Raw genomic sequence first — 15,682 nt, 5'->3', positions numbered from 1 at the left:
AATTTCTTGGACCAGCGGACACAATCCGCCGCCAACGCAATCGACAGGAAAACCCACGGAATGCGCACGGACACCGGCCAGGTCTTCAAACTCGAAGACTATCGCCCCAACGACTACCTCATTCCGAAAACCGACCTTACCTTCCGCCTTTCGCCAGACGCAACGCGTGTCACCGCCGTCCTCACGATAGAGCGCCGTGACGACGTCTCCGTGTCGGCACCGTTGGTGCTCGACGGCGACGGGCTGACGCTTAAGCGCATCGAGATCGACGGCAAGAAGATAAAACCGGCGGATCTGCTGGCGACGCCTGACCAGCTGACCATCCTCAAGCCACCGGCGGCGCGTCGCTTCCAGTTGCTCATCGAGACCGAGGTGGCGCCGGCGGGCAACGAAGCCCTGATGGGCCTCTACCGCTCGAGCCATGTCTACTGCACGCAATGCGAAGCGGAGGGCTTTCGCCGCATCACCTATTTTCTCGATCGTCCCGACATCCTGTCCGTCTACACGGTGCGCATAGAAGCAATGCGTGACGAAGCGCCGCTGCTCCTGTCCAACGGCAACCTGGTCGACAGGGGCGACCTCGGCGACGGCTGGCACTATGCAGTGTGGCACGACCCTTTCCCCAAGCCATCCTATTTGTTCGCGCTGGTGGCCGGCAATCTCGGCCAGCTTGCAGACAGTTTCGTCACGCTGTCGGGCCGCACGGTCGAACTCGGCATCTATGTCGAGCCCGGCAAGGAGAAGCTGGCCGGCTACGCGATGGATGCCCTGAAGCGGTCGATGAAATGGGACGAAGAGGCATTCGGCCGCGAATACGATCTCGACGTCTTCAACATCGTCGCCGTGTCAGACTTCAACATGGGAGCGATGGAGAACAAGGGCCTCAACATCTTCAACGACAAATATGTGCTGGCCGACCGGGAGACCGCGACGGACGCCGATTTCGCCAATATCGAGGCGATCATCGCGCATGAGTATTTCCACAATTGGACAGGCAACAGAATCACTTGCCGCGACTGGTTCCAGCTCTGCCTGAAGGAAGGCCTGACGGTTTTCCGCGACCACGAATTCTCCGCCGACCAGCGCTCGCGCGCGGTCAAGCGCATCGCCGAAGTGCGCACCTTGCGCGCCCACCAGTTTCCCGAGGACCAGGGCCCACTGGCGCATCCAGTGCGGCCGCGCCGCTACCGCGAGATCAACAATTTCTACACCGCCACGGTCTACGAGAAGGGCTCTGAAGTGGTGCGCATGATCCGCACAATTCTCGGTGCCGACGTCTTTCGCGCCGGCATGGACCTCTATTTCGAGCGGCACGACGGTGACGCGGCGACGATCGAGGATTTCATCAAGGTGTTCGAGGATGCGTCCGGCCGCGACCTGTCGCAGTTCGCGCTCTGGTATCATCAGGCAGGCACGCCGAACCTGACGATCAGTTCGACGCACAATCCGGCGGCGCAGGAATTCACGCTCGAAATCGAGCAGTCGGTACCGCCGACACCCTCCGAAAGCCGCAAGCGGCTGATGCACATCCCGCTGGCTTTCGGCCTGATCGGCGCCGGCGGCAAGCCTGTGCCATATAGCGGCGTCGAAGGGGCCAGCGTCGAGGACGGCGTCATCCATATCCGCAAGCGTCGCCACATGGTGCGGTTTTCAGGCGTCACCGAGCGCCCGGCCGTGTCGCTCAACCGCGGCTTTTCGGCGCCGGTGACATTGTCCGTCGAGCAGAAAGCCGACGACCAGTTCTTTCTCGCCCGCCATGACAGCGACGCCTTCTCGCGCTGGCAGGCCTTCAATACATTGCTGACTGATGCACTGATCACCGCCTTCCGCGAGATCCTCGGCGGCAAGCAGCCGGCCTTTGCACCGCGGCTGATCGAACTCGCCGGCAGCATCTCCGGCGACGAGACGCTGGAGCCGGCCTATCGAGCACTGGCGCTGGCATTGCCCGGCGAAGCCGACATCGCCCGCGACATCGGCCGGAACATCGACCCCGATGCTATCTATGCGGCTCGCGAGGCACTGGCGTTGGCGATCGGCACTGCGAACCGGGACGTTTTTTCGGGCCTTTACCGCGGCCTTGCAGACAAAGCAGCGTTCAGCCCCGACGCGGCGAGCGCCGGACGACGCGCCTTGCGCAACACCTTGCTGGATTATCTGTCGCTACAGCCGAGTGGAGCAGCACTCGCCGCCAGGCATTTCCAGTCGGCGACCAACATGACCGACCGCGCGGCAGCACTTGCCGTGCTCGCGCATCGTCACCACGGTTCGCCCGAGGCGGTCGAGGCGCTGGCGGCTTTCGAGACGACCTATGGGTCCGACCCGCTGGTCATGGATAAATGGTTCCAGATCCAGGCCAGCGTTCCGGGGCCGCAAACCGTCGACACCGTGAAGGCCCTGACCAACCATCCGGCCTTCTCGATGGGCAATCCGAACCGGGTTCGCTCGCTGTTCGGCACCTTCTCCAGCGCCAACCAGACCGGCTTCCATCGTGCTGACGGCGAAGGCTACTGGTTCTTTGCTCAGACTGTGCTCGAGGTTGAAAAGCGCAACCCGCAAGTGGCGGCCAGGCTGGCAACGGCGCTCAGATCGTGGCGTTCGCTCGAACCTTTGCGGCAGGCCAAGGCCAGGGAAGCGCTGCTGTCGATCGCCGGCGCCGAAAACCTGTCGGCGGATCTGCGGGATATTGTCGAGCGCACGCTGGCGTAGGAGCCTTTCCTAGCTACCGGCGCCTGGCATAGCGTCGGTAAAAGCGATTATTTTAGTCGATTTTTAATCTTTTTTGGCCGGACCACTGGACAAGGCGAATCACCTTTGATTCTTTACTGACGATTCGGATGTGCGGCGTTTGCCGGATCACCAAGCAGCATAGGCAAATTCGGGGAGTGCCATTTATGGCGAAGGCGGACGCGTGGGGCGCGCCCGGAGGGACGGCTTTTGCGCGTCGTGAGACGCGCGGCGACGGTCTTGCCGGGAATACGCGGCTCATCGCCGAACCGGCCTATCGGCGGCTTCTGGCCGCCGAGCCGCTGCTGCGCCGATCAATACCCGTCCTCATCATCACCTTCCTGATCGTCATCGCGGCGCTGCGCGTGCTGTCACTGATGAACGAGCGTGACGATGTCGAGCGCAATGCCAAGGCGATCCTGACGCTGGCGGCGGGCCAGCTGGCCAGTTCGCTCGCCACCACCTCGGAAACGGTGCCCGGCGCCATACAGGATCTGCTGGAGACCACCAGCCGTCAGGGCGCGATGGGCCGCAGCCATGTGCTTGTCATCACCGACAGCGCTTTCAAGATCGTCGCGGTGACGCCGCGCTCAATGCCATGGCAGGGCCATTCGCTCGACGGCCTCGTCGAGGGCGGCCAGCCCTTGTTCATGTTCGGCGATCGTGCCGGCGTCATGGACGTCAACATCGACGGACGGGATTGGTACGCGGCGGTCAGCCTGGCCAATGGCGGAAAGGGCGCATCGGCGGCCCTGGTGCCACAGGACGCGGTTTTCGATGCCTGGCGCAAGACCGTTTCACTGAACGTCACCCTGTTCGTGCTGACGGCCGGCGTGCTGATCGTCATCCTCTATGCCTATTTCGGCCAGGCGGCACGTGCGCAGGCGGCCGACCGCATCTATATCGAAGCGCATCAGCGCATCGATATGGCGCTGGTGCGCGGCCGCTGCGGCCTGTGGGACTGGGACATGGTGCGCGGCAAGATGTACTGGTCGCGCTCGATGTACGACATGCTCGGCTACAAGCCCTGCGACACGATGCTGTCCTTCGGCGAGGTCGATCAGATCATCCATCCCGAGGACGGCGACCTGTTCGAGCTCGCCAACAGAATCGTCGCACGCGAGATCGACCATATCGACCAGGTGTTCCGCATGCGCCATGCCGACGGCCAATGGGTCTGGATGCGCGCACGAGCGCAGGTCATCGATCCGGAAGCCCCGGAGATCCAGCTGATCGGTATCGCCGTCGACGTCACTGAACAGCGCCATCTGGCGCTGCGTTCCGAGGCGGCCGACCTTCGCCTCAGAACGGCGATCGAGAACATCAACGAATCCTTCGTGCTGTGGGATTCGGCGCAACGCCTGATCATGTGCAATTCCAAATACCAGCAGGACAACGGACTTTCGGACCGCGACGTGATGCCGGGCACCGCGCGCGCGGCGCTGGAAGAACGCATGCTGGCCTTTGCTTCCGAACGGCGGCTTGCCCACACCAGCGGCCTGCAGGGCGGCGCCACTTTCGAGCGGCAGCTGGCCGATGGCCGCTGGCTGCAGGTCAACGAACTGAAGACCCGGGACGGCGGCATCGTCTCGGTCGGCTCCGACATCACCCAGATCAAGCTGCACCAGGAGAAGCTGGTCGACAGCGAGCGCCGGTTGATGGCGACGATCCATGATCTCAGCCTGGCGCGGCGGGCCGAAGAGGAGCGTTCGCGCGAACTGGTCGACCTCAACCGCAAGTACATGAAGGAAACCGAACGCGCCGAAGCGGCGAACCGGGCCAAATCCGAGTTCCTGGCCAACATGTCGCATGAGTTGCGCACGCCGCTGAACGCCATCATCGGCTTCTCCGAACTGATGGAACAGGGGCTGTTCGGCCCGCTCGGATCGGAGCGCTACGAGGAATATGCCACCGACATCAACAGCAGCGGCAAATATCTCCTGGGCGTCATCAACGACATTCTCGATATGTCCAAGATCGAAGCCGGCCAGTTCTCTCTGGACCGGGAAGAGATCGACCTCGGCCCGCTGATCAGCGAAACCGTACGCGTCGTTTCGCTGCAGGCGGCGCAAAAGGCCATCACCGTGGAAACGCGCATTGCCGATGCGCTGACGCTGGTCGCCGATCGCCGTGCGATCAAGCAGATCGTCATCAACCTTTTGTCCAATGCGGTGAAGTTCACCGGCCAGGGCGGCCACATATCGGTCAGGGCCCGCAACACATCCGGCGCGCTGGTGCTGACGATCGAGGACAATGGCTGCGGCATCCCCAAGGATGCGCTCGGCAAACTCGGACGGCCTTTCGAGCAGGTGCAGAACCAGTTCTCCAAGAGCCATGCCGGGTCCGGCCTTGGTCTTGCCATCTCACGTTCGCTGGCCGAACTCCAGGGCGGCGCGCTGAAGATCCGGTCGAGCGAAGGAGTCGGCACGATCGTGTCGGTGCGCATCCCGGTGAAGAAGGCCGCGCCGGCGATCAAGGCCGCAGCCTGAAGATTTCATCACCATTCCAAGCTTGATCCCACCTCGCAGGCCCAAGGTGAGATGCTTTGACAAAACTATCTATTTTATCTATTTTAGATAGAAAAGAGAGGCATTGTCATGCGAGTGACTTCAACAGAATTCCAGCAGAATGTCGGGCGTTTTCAGGACGCTGCCCAGCGTGCGCCGGTCGCAATCACAAAGAATGGCCGGACCCACACGGTACTCCTGTCGGCGGCGATGTTCGAGGTGTTGGTCAAGGGACGAGTCGCCCGTAACGCGGAAGAACTGGACGATGAGACGCTGAACGCCATCGCCGAAAGCGCCGTACCGAGCGAATATACCGGGCTCGATGCGATGCTTAAAGACTGGACACCGTGAGCCTGCCCAAACCTATCCCGGGTCTGGTGATTTCCTATTCTTACCTCTGGGTGAGAGAACACGAAAAGGGTGCCGAAGAAGGTCGCAAAAACCGACCATGCGCCATTGTCGCCGCGCGCCGGGTCGTGGAAGGCCGTGAAGTTATAACGGTCGTTCCGGTCACACACTCGCCACCGGCTGATCCTGCCGATGCAGTAGAAATACCTGCGCCACTCAAAGCCCATCTCGGTCTCGATGACACGCCGTCATGGATCGTCGTGACCGAAACCAATGACTTCCTCTGGCCGGGTCCCGATCTCAGGCCCATCGCGGGCAGCAAACCGTCCCGATTCGACTATGGCATGCTGCCGCCGCGTTTCTATGCCTATCTGCGCGACCGGATTTTGCAGTCTCACGCGAGCCGGGCGCTCCAGCAGATTCGGCGAACAGAGTAGCTGCATGAGACCGGAAGAGCACGAAACGTCTTCGGTTCCAGGGGACGATCGCTTCACGGTCATCCCGTACGAAGCAAAAGGTCGAAGTCCTTCCTGACCTTTTGCGACGTCTCCTTGAGGTGTGCTTCCAGCACACCGAAATCCGGCAAGTCGGTCACCGCCAGAAGCAGATCCGAAAGCCCCGGCGGAACGTCGTCGCGCTCAAAGGCTCCGGTGAGGCACAGCCGCGTCATCTGGGTCAGTGCAAGATCGAGCGCGTAGGCGTCGCCAAGCTCCTGCCTGATCCCGGCATCGGCGAAGCCCGGTGCGAGGCGCGACAGGATCTCGGCGGTGCCGGTGGCGCGGCGTCCGGTCTCGACCTGCCCGGTAATGACGGCCACCTGGGCGATGAATTCCAGATCGATCAATCCTCCGGGAATAAGCTTGATGTCCCAGAGATCGCGCGGCGGCTTTTCCTTCTGGATCATAGCCCGCATGTCCGCAGCCTCGGCCATCACCTTTGCAGCATCGCGCGGCTGGCCAAGTACAGCCGCTACTTCCGCTTCAACCTCGCCGCACAGGCTGGCGTCGCCAGCAATGGCGCGGGCGCGGACCAGCGCCATGTGTTCCCAGGTCCAGGCTTCCTGGCGCTGGTATTTCTTGAAGGCATCGATATGGGTGGCCACCGGTCCCTTGTTGCCGGACGGCCGCAGGCGCAGGTCGAGTTCGTAGAGCACCCCCTCCGCCGTCGGCGCGGACACCGCCGCGATCAGCCTTTGCGTCATGCGGGTGTAGTAATGCGAAGGTGCCAGCGGCTTGTCGCCATCGGACTCTTCGGCATCCGACGCGTGGTCGTAGAGCAGGATCAGGTCGACATCCGATCCGGCGGTCAGCTCGCGGCTGCCGAGCTTGCCCATACCGAGCAGCGCAACCACGCCGCCGGCAATCGTGCCGTGGCGTGCCGCGAATTCGGCCGTCACCGCCTGCAACGCAGCCTCGATGGTGAGATCCGCCAGATCAGAAAAGGCGCGGCCGGCCCGCGCCGGATCGATCGAGCCGGCGAGCAGCCGGACACCGATCAGGAATTTCTGCTCGGAGGCAAAAATGCGCAGCCGGTCGAGCACATCCTCGTAAAGCCGGTCGCCCTCGACGAAGGCGGAAAGCCGCGCCGACAGATAGGCGCGGTCCGGTAGTTCGGTGAGCAAGGCCGGGTCGAGCAAACCATCGAAGACATGCGGCCTGCGGGTGATGATCGCCGCCAGCCGGGGGGCGGCCCCCATGATCGTCGCCAGAAGCTTCAGCAGGGCAGGATTGGACTGCAGCAGGGAGAACAGCTGGATGCCAGCCGGCAGGCCGGCGAGAAACTCGTCGAAGCGCATCAGAGCTTCGTCGGCCCGGCGCGTCTGGCCGAAGGCGCGCAGCAGCGCCGGCGTCAGTTCCGTCAGCCGCTCGCGTGCCTCCGCCGACTGGGTGAGGCGATAGCGGCCGAAATGCCAGCCACGGATGACGCGGCAGATGTCGCTTGGCCGCTGAAAACCGAGCCCGTGCAAGGTCTGCAGCGTATCGGGATCGTCCACATCGCCGGTGAAGACCAGGTTGCCGATGCCGGTCGACAGTTCGGGTGCTGTTTCGAACAGTGCCGCGTAGTGACGTTCGACCTGCTGCAGCGAGGCACGGAACGCTTGAGAAAAGGCAGAAGCATCGGCAAAGCCGAGCATGCGTGCGATACGCTCCAAGCCTTCATCATCTTCCGGCAGCGTGTGCGTCTGCTCGTCGGCAACCATCTGCACGGCATGTTCGACGCGGCGCAGGAACCAGTACTGGCGGGCAAGCGCATCGCGCGCCTCGGCGGTGATCCAGCCGCGGGTCGCAAGCTCGCCGAGCATCGGCACGGTCTCGCGGCCACGCAGTTCAGGGAAGCGTCCGCCGGCGATGAGCTGCTGGGTCTGGACGAAGAACTCGATCTCACGAATGCCGCCGCGGCCAAGCTTGACGTTGTGGCCTTTGACCGCAATCTCGCCATGGCCCTTGTGGGCGTGGATCTGGCGCTTGATCGAATGGACATCGGCAATCGCCGCGTAGTCCATGTATTTGCGCCAGATATAGGGCTGCAACTCCTTGAGGAAGGCCGCACCCGCGGCCAGATCGCCTGCCACCGGGCGTGCCTTGATCATCGCGGCGCGCTCCCAGTTCTGGCCGCGTGCCTCATAGTAGCGCAGTGCCGCCTCGACCGGGATCGCCAGCGGTGTCGAACCGGGGTCTGGGCGCAGTCTCAGATCGGTGCGGAAGACATAACCGTGTTCGGTGCGGTCCTGCAGGATGCGCACCAGGCGGCGCGTCAGCCTCGAAAACAACTCGGTGGCATCGAGCGGATCGACGACGGCGGGCGCTTCCGGATCGAAGAAAACCACCAGATCGATGTCGGAGGAAAAATTCAGCTCATGCGCGCCGAGCTTGCCCATGCCGAGCAGGATCCAGCCCGACTGTTTCGACGGATTGCCGACATCCGGCAGTTTGAGTTTGCCCTGGCCATGCGCGTCACGCAGTAGGAAGTCGACGGCCGCACGGGTGCAGGCGTCTGCAAGATCGCTCAATCGCCGGACCGTCAGCGCCGTTTCGGCCTCGCCGGCAAGATCGGCCAGCGCGATGAGGAAATGCGCCTCCGCCTTCCACTGGCGCAGCTCCATCATCAAGCCGGATTCCGAGACTGCTTCGGCTAGATGCACCTGGTCGATGGCGGCGCCGATCACCTTCAGCCGAGCCTCGATCGTCTGCTCGAACAGCCCGTCCAGGATTTGCGGCCGGCGACGTGCGGTATCGCGCAGGAACGGCGACAGATCGAAGACGGCGGCAAGGAAATCCTGGCCCTCGCCCTTGCCGGCCAGGAACTTGGCCAGCCGCGTCAGTCCTTCTTCGCGCGCCGCGGAAGCGATCTCGGCCAGTTCCAGCCGCGCACGGTCTTCGTCCAGCGGAGCCAGGCTGGTCGCCGGCTTCAGCAGCCAATCTTTCGCCCTCGCAGCCGTAATCATCAGTGATCCTCCCGTGCTGGGAAACTCATGACCACGGATAATCCGGGATTGCCAGGCAAGAGTTCAAGCCGGCCATTGTGGAACGTCATGACCGCCTTGGCGAGGCTGAGGCCAAGACCGGAACCCGGCTGCGAACGGCTCTTCTCCAGCCGCACGAAACGTTCCGTGGCCCGCGCCCGGTCGCCATCGTCGGGAATGCCGTGTCCATTGTCGGCAACAGACAGGCGAACGTCCGTACCGGCTCGCTCGAGCGTGACGCGCACCGCCGGCTGGGCATTGGCACCGGTCGAATATTTGATGGCGTTGTCGACGATGTTCGACAGCGCCTGACCGATCAGTTCGCGGTTGCCGTTGACGGACACCGCCTCGGGCGCGTCTGCTTCCAGCGACACGCCTGCCTCTTCCGCCACCGGCTCGTAGAGTTCGACGACATCGCGCACGGCCTCCGCCAGATCGACGCGGTTGGTGTTCTCCGAGGAGTAGCCAGCTTCCAGCCGGGAAATCATCAGGATGGCGTTGAAGGTTTTTATCAACTGGTCCGACTCGGCAATGGTGCCTTCCAGTGCCCGCCGGTAGTCGGTGGGCTTTTGCTTGCCCGAAAGCGTCGCTTCGGCCCGGTTGCGGAGCCGGGTCAGCGGCGTCTTCAGATCATGCGCGATGTTGTCGGAAACCTGCTTCAGACCTTCATTCAGCGCGGCGATCCTGGCCAGCATGGCATTGAGATTTTCGGAGAGCCGGTCGAACTCATCGCCAACCCCCGTCACCGGCAGCCTGCCCGACAGATCGCCGCCCATGATGCGGCGGCTGGCTTCCGACACGCTGTCGATGCGCTTCAGCGCGGCGCGGCCGACAAAAAACCAGATCAGCAATCCGCCCAGCCCCATCATGCCGAGCGCCAGCATCAGCGCACGGCGGATGACCGCACGAAACCGCTCCGGCTCGCCAAGGTCGCGGCCGACCAGCATGATCATCTGGTTCGGCAGCCGCAGCACCAGCGCAATGGCGTTGTGGCCCTTTTCGCCCTGCGCCTGCGCATCGTTCTGCTCGGATTGGGTGGTGGTGCCCTGCTCGGCGGGAAGGTTGCGCAGGCGCTCGAGCTCTCCCTCGCCAAAACGCTGATAAGAGAACGGACTGCTGGTCCAGCCTTCGGTTTCGAGAACGCCCGGCTCCAGGCTCTGCACATTGCCGGTCAGGATCTGGCCGTTGGCGTCGGCGATCAGATAGAGGTTGGCGCCGGGCTGGCGCGAGCGGGCCTCGACTACACGGACCAACACCGGCAGACCGCCGCGTTGATAGGCGCGAGCCAGACCGAGCACCTCGTCATTGATGGTGTCCTGTGTCTGCCCGGTCAGCATGCGCGCCGACAACGAGGTCATGTAGAAGACGAGCGCCACCGCGCAGAGCGCGAAGAGCAGGAGGTAAAGCGCCGAAAGCCGCGCTGCCGTCGTCTTCATGATGGCTGGCACGGAAAGAGCCATGCCGCAGCTAGCCGCTCTTCAGCATATAGCCGGCGCCGCGAACCGTATGCAGGATGGGCTTGTCGAAGCCCTTCTCGATCTTACCGCGCAGCCGCGAGACATGGACGTCGATGACATTGGTCTGCGGATCGAAATGATAGTCCCAGACATTTTCGAGCAGCATGGTGCGCGTCACCACTTGGCCGGCATGCCGCATCAGATATTCGAGCAAGCGGAATTCACGCGGCTGCAGCGTTATCTCGCGTGACGCACGGCGTACCGAATGCGACAGCCTGTCGAGTTCGAGATCGCCGACGCGGTAGACGGTTTCGGCTTCCTTGGCGCTGGCGCGACGGTTCAGAACCTCGACGCGGGCGAGAAGTTCGGAGAAGGCATAGGGCTTTGTCAGGTAATCGTCGCCGCCGGCGCGTAGACCCGTGACCCTATCATCGACCTCGCCGAGCGCCGACAGGATCAGCACCGGCGTTGTGTTGCCCCTGGACCGGAGACCCGCAATGACCGACAGGCCGTCGCGACGCGGCATCATCCGGTCGATCACCATCACGTCGTAGTCGCCGGCGTCGGCGAGCGCAAAGCCGGTTTCGCCGTCACCGGCGACATGCGCGGTGTGACCGGCCTCGGCAAAGGCTTTCTGCAAGTAATCCGCAGCCTCGCGATCGTCTTCTATGACGAGAATCTTCATAGGGCTGTTATACGCGATTTCGCCGGAAGGTTGAGTGGCAGACATCTGCATTGTGGCCTTTGCCAAAGCGCACCGCGATCAAGATTGCCCGAAGCCGTACGCGATAAAGCTGCTCGCTGCCGATGTCATTTTGCGTCGGATCGCGGAAGCGCTTTTGAAAGTGTGCGGCAGCGGACGATGGGAAGCCCGCTGCCGCCGGGGGAAGGCGCGATGACTGACTAACGCGCGCTCCTCCATTCTTTCCCGTACGGCGGCTCGGGGGTGTTGAAACTGCCGCACTGGAAAAGTCCAACCTGCCGCCGGAACACCCTCACCCACCCTGGAAAGGCCGAGAGATCGCTCCGGGGCCGACCTCAACCCTTGGCGACGGGCAGCGCGACGAAACGATTGGTGTCGTCGCGGGTGATCTGCATCAGCACTGCCTTGCGGCCGGATTTGACTGCATCGGTCATCGCCTTGGTGACGTCGTCGGTGCCGTTCACTTCGGTCGAATTGACCGATGTAATGACGTCGCCCGGCTGGATACCGCGATCGGCGGCATCGCTGTCGGGATCGACATCGGTCACCACCAGTCCCTTGCCGTTTTCAGATTTGGTAACGGTCAGGCCGAGATCGGCCAGCGTGTCGGGCTTGGCCGGGGCGGCGGGCTGCTGCTGGTCGACAGAGGCCTGCTTGTCGCTCGAGGGCAGTTTGCCGAGATCGACCTTGACCGTCTGGCTCTTGCCGTCGCGCCACACGGTGACGTCGACCGATTTGCCAGGCGAATAGGCGCCGATCAGCCGGGCCAGTTCCTTCGGCGAAGCGACATCCTTGCCGTCGACCTGGGTGATCACGTCACCGGCCGTGATGCCCGCCTTCTTGCCGGGACCATCGTCCTGGGCACTGGAAACCAGTGCGCCGTTGTTAGACTTCAGACCAAGCGACTCAGCGATGTCGGAGGTGACCGGCTGGATTTCCACACCGAGCCAGCCGCGCTGCACGGAACCGCTCTTCATCAGGTCCTGAACGACCTGCTTAGCGGTCGAAGCGGGAATGTCGAAGGCGATGCCGACGCTGCCGCCGGATGGCGAGAAGATCGCGGTGTTGATGCCGACGACCTGGCCGTTGAGGTTGAAGGTCGGACCGCCAGAATTGCCGCGGTTGACCGATGCGTCGATCTGGATGAAGTCGTCATAAGGGCCAGCGCCGATGTCACGGCCGCGGGCGGAGACGATGCCGGCGGTGACGGTTCCACCAAGGCCGAACGGATTGCCGACGGCCACCACCCAGTCGCCGACGCGAACCTTGGAGTCATCGGCGAAGTCGACATAGGTAAACTTGCCGACGCCGTCGACCTTGAGCACGGCGAGATCGGTGCGCGGGTCGGTGCCGACCAGCTTGGCGTCGAGTTCCTTGCCGTCATGCATCACCACGGTGAAGGCCGAGCCTTCCGAAACAACGTGATTGTTGGTGACGAGATAGCCGTCATCCGAGATGAAGAAGCCCGAGCCCTGGGCAACCGGCCGCGGCTGGTCGTTGTTGCGGTCGCGGTGGCTGAAGCGCCTGTTGCCGCCACCCTGGCCGTCCTGGTCACCAAAGCCACGGAATTCCTTGAAGAAGCGGCGCAGCTGTGGATTGTTGGGCAGGTTGTTCATGCCATCCTGGTCGTCGGACGGCTCGGAGCCATCATCGGCGGCCGGGCTGATCTTGGCCTTGACCTTGACACTGACAACGGCGGGAGAAACGCGCTCGACGACATCGGCGAAGCCCGGCACCTGCGGCGCCTCGACGCGCACGGCATCGGCCAGAACAGCGCTGGTTCCGCTGGTCAGCGCGCCAACGCCGATCGCACCGGCCACGGCGACAGATGCGACGGCAGCCATGAGACGCTTGCGGGTGACGGAATATGAATTGGGGGCAATATTCATGGATCTCTTATCCTCTTTCAACGGACGCTGCTTGGTCGGCATCCTCGGAAAGGAGAATTAGAGCGGCACACATTACAGCGCCATTTCCGACACATGAAACTTTGGTAATGTTTGGGAGTGACGGCGGACGTCAGTCGCGGCGCAATATGGCGTCCAACGATGCCTGTTCTTCGGCGGACAGGGATTTTGTTGCCAGCACGCGGCGCGACCGCGCGGTCAGCACGATGAAAACGCCTCCCACCAGCAACAGCAGGACGGGCGTGCCCCACAGCAACGCATTGCGGAGGTCGAAACGCGGCTTCAGCAGCACGAACTCGCCGTAACGCGACACGACGTAATCCATCACCTGCTGGTCTGTGTCGCCGGCGACGAGGCGCTGACGCACAAGGACGCGCAGGTCGCGGGCAAGGTCGGCATCGGATTCGTCGATCGACTGGTTCTGGCAGACCATGCAGCGCAAGCCTTCCGACAGCGCCCGCGCCCGCGCCTCCAGCGTCGGATCAGGCAGCACCTCGTCAGGCTTCACCGCCAAGGCCGTGCCGGCAAAGAACAGCGCCAGCAGCAGGACAATGGAGGTCAGAGAAAGCCGCGCGTTCATGGCAGGGTCGCGGATGGCACCGCGCTCGCCTGCTTGCGCCGCCGCGACGGCGCGCCGACGCGCAGGCGCCGGTCCATCAGTGACATCGCCGCGCCAACCATCATCATCAGGCCGCCGCCCCAGATCAACGTCACCAGCGGCTTCCACCACAAACGCACGACGACGGAACCGTCATTGCCCTCGTCGCCGAGCGAGATGTAGAGCTGCGAGAAACCAATCGTCCTGATGCCCGATTCCGTCGTCGTCATCTGCCGCACCGGATAAAACCGTTTGGCGGAGCTGATTTCGCCAACAGGGCTGCCGCTGACGCCGATCAGTTCGAAGCGGCCGAGATCCTCGCTGTAATTCGGTCCCTGGGCCGGATAAAGCCCGACGAAACGCAGCGTATGGCCGGACAGTTCGACGGTCTCACCGGCATGCATCGACAGGATCTTCTCGGTGCCGAAGCAAAGTGTGCCGACGATGCCGAGCGTGGTCAGGCCGAGGCCAAGGTGAGCGAAGGCAGTGCCGAAGACCGAGCGCGGCAGGCCGAGCAAGCGCCTGACCATGATCCCGGCGGCGACATTGCCGACCCCCGATTTGACGGCGAGATCGGTGAGCGCGCCAAGGATCAGCCAGACGGCAAGGCCAACGCCCAGGGCTGCGAACACCGAGGCGCCGTCGATGAACAAAGCGGTGACCAGCGTCGCCAGCAGCGCCGCTGCAAAGGCCACCATAAGGCGCTGCGCGACGGCGAAGACATCGCCGCGCTTCCAAGCCAGCAACGGCCCGAACGGAACCACGAGCAGCAACGGTACCATCAGCGGTCCGAAGGTGAGATTGAAGAACGGCGCGCCGACCGAGATCTTGTCGGCTGAAAAGGCTTCGACGGCGAGCGGATAGAGTGTGCCGACGAGGACGGTAGCCGTCGCCGTCGTCAGGAACAGATTGTTGAGGACCAGCGCCCCTTCTCGGGAAATCGGCTGGAACAGGCCGCCGGTCGTCAGCCGGGAAGCGCGCAGCGCAAACAGCGCCAGCGAGCCGCCGATAAACAGCGTCAGTATGCACAGGATAAACACGCCGCGCGTCGGATCGGTGGCAAAGGCGTGCACCGAGGTCAGCACGCCTGAACGCACGAGGAAGGTGCCGAGCAGCGACAGCGAAAAGGTCAGAATGGCGAGCAGCAGCGTCCAGATCTTCAGCGCCGAGCGCTTTTCCATGACGATGGCCGAATGGAGCAGCGCGGTGCCCGCCAGCCACGGCATGAAGGAGGCGTTCTCGACCGGATCCCAGAACCAGAAACCGCCCCAGCCAAGTTCATAGTAGGCCCAGTACGATCCCATGGCGATGCCGCCGGTCAGGAACATCCAGGCGACCAGCGTCCACGGCCGCACCCAGCGCGCCCAGGACGCGTCGATGCGGCCTTCGATGAGAGCGGCGACCGAGAAGGAAAAACAGATCGAGAAGCCGACATAGCCGAGATAGAGGAACGGCGGGTGTATGGCGAGGCCGAGATCCTGCAGGATCGGGTTGAGATCGCGGCCTTCGATCGGCGCCGGATTGAGCCGGATGAACGGATTGGACGTCGCCAGGATGAACAGGAAGAAGGCGGCGCCGATGGCGCCTTGCACCGCAAGCACATTGGCGCGCAGCGTCGCCGGCAGGTTGGAGCCGAAAGCGGCGACGAGCGCGCCGAAGAAGGTCAGGATCAACACCCAAAGCAGCATCGAGCCTTCATGATTGCCCCAGGTTCCGGTGATCTTGTAGATCAACGGCTGCAAGGAATGCGAGTTTTCCCACACGCTTGCCACCGAGAAATCGGAGCTTGCATAGGCACTCGCCAACGCTGCGAAGGACAGCGCCGTCAAGGCAAAGCCGGTCACCGCGACCGGACCGCCGACGGCCATGAGGCGCTGGTTGTTCAGGCGCGCGCCAAACAGCGGCACCACCGTCTGCACCAGCGAAAGCGCAAACGCCAGGACGAGGGCGAAATGTCCGGTTTCAACCATGCCCG

The 15,682-nt window shown here is 63.2% G+C and carries 11 protein-coding genes; 5 read left to right on the top strand and 6 right to left on the bottom strand.

Annotated elements, in window-relative coordinates:
- The first annotated feature begins 60 nt into the window (after nucleotides 1-60).
- The 4 genes from pepN (at nucleotide 61) to AC0L3E_RS12285 (ending at nucleotide 6,016) form a co-directional block, all read left to right on the top strand.
- The gene (pepN, locus tag AC0L3E_RS12300) at nucleotides 61-2,706 is read left to right on the top strand and encodes an aminopeptidase N (protein ID WP_473604858.1); all 2,646 of its coding nucleotides are present in this window, start codon (nucleotides 61-63) and stop codon (nucleotides 2,704-2,706) included.
- Between the two features lie 185 nt (nucleotides 2,707-2,891).
- Complete coding sequence (locus AC0L3E_RS12295) at nucleotides 2,892-5,213, top strand: PAS domain-containing sensor histidine kinase (RefSeq protein WP_473604857.1); 2,322 nt, start codon at nucleotides 2,892-2,894, stop codon at nucleotides 5,211-5,213.
- Between the two features lie 108 nt (nucleotides 5,214-5,321).
- Entirely contained in the window at nucleotides 5,322-5,582 is a 261-nt protein-coding gene (locus AC0L3E_RS12290) for a type II toxin-antitoxin system prevent-host-death family antitoxin (RefSeq protein WP_127327206.1), read from the top strand.
- Entirely contained in the window at nucleotides 5,579-6,016 is a 438-nt protein-coding gene (locus AC0L3E_RS12285; RefSeq protein ID WP_127327205.1) for a type II toxin-antitoxin system PemK/MazF family toxin, read from the top strand. The genes AC0L3E_RS12290 and AC0L3E_RS12285 overlap by 4 nt, the downstream gene beginning before the upstream one ends.
- Before the next feature lie 59 nt (nucleotides 6,017-6,075).
- Here AC0L3E_RS12285 and AC0L3E_RS12280 read toward each other — a convergent pair whose 3' ends face one another.
- The 3 genes from AC0L3E_RS12280 to AC0L3E_RS12270 are packed head-to-tail and all read right to left on the bottom strand — an operon-like array spanning nucleotide 6,076 to nucleotide 11,184.
- Nucleotides 6,076-9,024, bottom strand: coding sequence for a bifunctional [glutamine synthetase] adenylyltransferase/[glutamine synthetase]-adenylyl-L-tyrosine phosphorylase (locus tag AC0L3E_RS12280; protein WP_473604856.1), 2,949 nt, complete (start codon nucleotides 9,022-9,024; stop codon nucleotides 6,076-6,078).
- Complete coding sequence (locus tag AC0L3E_RS12275) at nucleotides 9,024-10,502, bottom strand: sensor histidine kinase (protein WP_292457757.1); 1,479 nt, start codon at nucleotides 10,500-10,502, stop codon at nucleotides 9,024-9,026. Before AC0L3E_RS12275 ends, AC0L3E_RS12280 begins: the two co-directional genes overlap by 1 nt.
- Before the next feature lie 7 nt (nucleotides 10,503-10,509).
- Nucleotides 10,510-11,184 carry a response regulator transcription factor gene (locus AC0L3E_RS12270; protein ID WP_023812818.1) on the bottom strand — a complete coding sequence of 225 codons (675 nt, stop codon included), beginning with the start codon at nucleotides 11,182-11,184 and terminating at the stop codon, nucleotides 10,510-10,512.
- Between the two features lie 34 nt (nucleotides 11,185-11,218).
- Between AC0L3E_RS12270 and AC0L3E_RS12265 the strand changes: the two genes are divergently transcribed.
- Nucleotides 11,219-11,398 (top strand): hypothetical protein, encoded by a 180-nt coding sequence (locus tag AC0L3E_RS12265; RefSeq protein ID WP_164762155.1) that lies wholly within the window; start codon nucleotides 11,219-11,221, stop codon nucleotides 11,396-11,398.
- A 139-nt stretch (nucleotides 11,399-11,537) separates the two neighbouring features.
- Here AC0L3E_RS12265 and AC0L3E_RS12260 read toward each other — a convergent pair whose 3' ends face one another.
- The 3 genes from AC0L3E_RS12260 to AC0L3E_RS12250 form a co-directional block, all read right to left on the bottom strand.
- On the bottom strand, nucleotides 11,538-13,091 hold the full coding sequence (locus tag AC0L3E_RS12260; RefSeq protein ID WP_473604855.1) for a Do family serine endopeptidase: 1,554 nt from the start codon (nucleotides 13,089-13,091) through the stop codon (nucleotides 11,538-11,540).
- A 130-nt stretch (nucleotides 13,092-13,221) separates the two neighbouring features.
- The gene (locus AC0L3E_RS12255; protein ID WP_127380054.1) at nucleotides 13,222-13,689 is read right to left on the bottom strand and encodes a cytochrome c-type biogenesis protein; all 468 of its coding nucleotides are present in this window, start codon (nucleotides 13,687-13,689) and stop codon (nucleotides 13,222-13,224) included.
- Nucleotides 13,686-15,677, bottom strand: a complete 1,992-nt coding sequence (locus AC0L3E_RS12250) for a heme lyase CcmF/NrfE family subunit (protein ID WP_473604854.1) — start codon at nucleotides 15,675-15,677, stop codon at nucleotides 13,686-13,688. The genes AC0L3E_RS12255 and AC0L3E_RS12250 overlap by 4 nt, the downstream gene beginning before the upstream one ends.
- Nucleotides 15,678-15,682 lie beyond the last annotated feature (5 nt).

The sequence above is a fragment of the Mesorhizobium sp. WSM4822 genome (assembly GCF_055811155.1).
Note: the sequence above shows the minus strand (reverse complement) of the source record. Positions and strands in the feature narration are given on the sequence as shown.

Coding starts and splice junctions, on each gene's coding strand:
- pepN (WP_473604858.1), top strand. CDS start 61: ATGCGCACGGACACCGGCCAGGTCTTCAAACTCGAAGACTATCGCCCC.
- AC0L3E_RS12295 (WP_473604857.1), top strand. CDS start 2,892: ATGGCGAAGGCGGACGCGTGGGGCGCGCCCGGAGGGACGGCTTTTGCG.
- AC0L3E_RS12290 (WP_127327206.1), top strand. CDS start 5,322: ATGCGAGTGACTTCAACAGAATTCCAGCAGAATGTCGGGCGTTTTCAG.
- AC0L3E_RS12280 (WP_473604856.1), bottom strand. CDS start 9,024: ATGATTACGGCTGCGAGGGCGAAAGATTGGCTGCTGAAGCCGGCGACC.
- AC0L3E_RS12275 (WP_292457757.1), bottom strand. CDS start 10,502: ATGGCTCTTTCCGTGCCAGCCATCATGAAGACGACGGCAGCGCGGCTT.
- AC0L3E_RS12270 (WP_023812818.1), bottom strand. CDS start 11,184: ATGAAGATTCTCGTCATAGAAGACGATCGCGAGGCTGCGGATTACTTG.
- AC0L3E_RS12260 (WP_473604855.1), bottom strand. CDS start 13,091: ATGAATATTGCCCCCAATTCATATTCCGTCACCCGCAAGCGTCTCATG.
- AC0L3E_RS12255 (WP_127380054.1), bottom strand. CDS start 13,689: ATGAACGCGCGGCTTTCTCTGACCTCCATTGTCCTGCTGCTGGCGCTG.
- AC0L3E_RS12250 (WP_473604854.1), bottom strand. CDS start 15,677: ATGGTTGAAACCGGACATTTCGCCCTCGTCCTGGCGTTTGCGCTTTCG.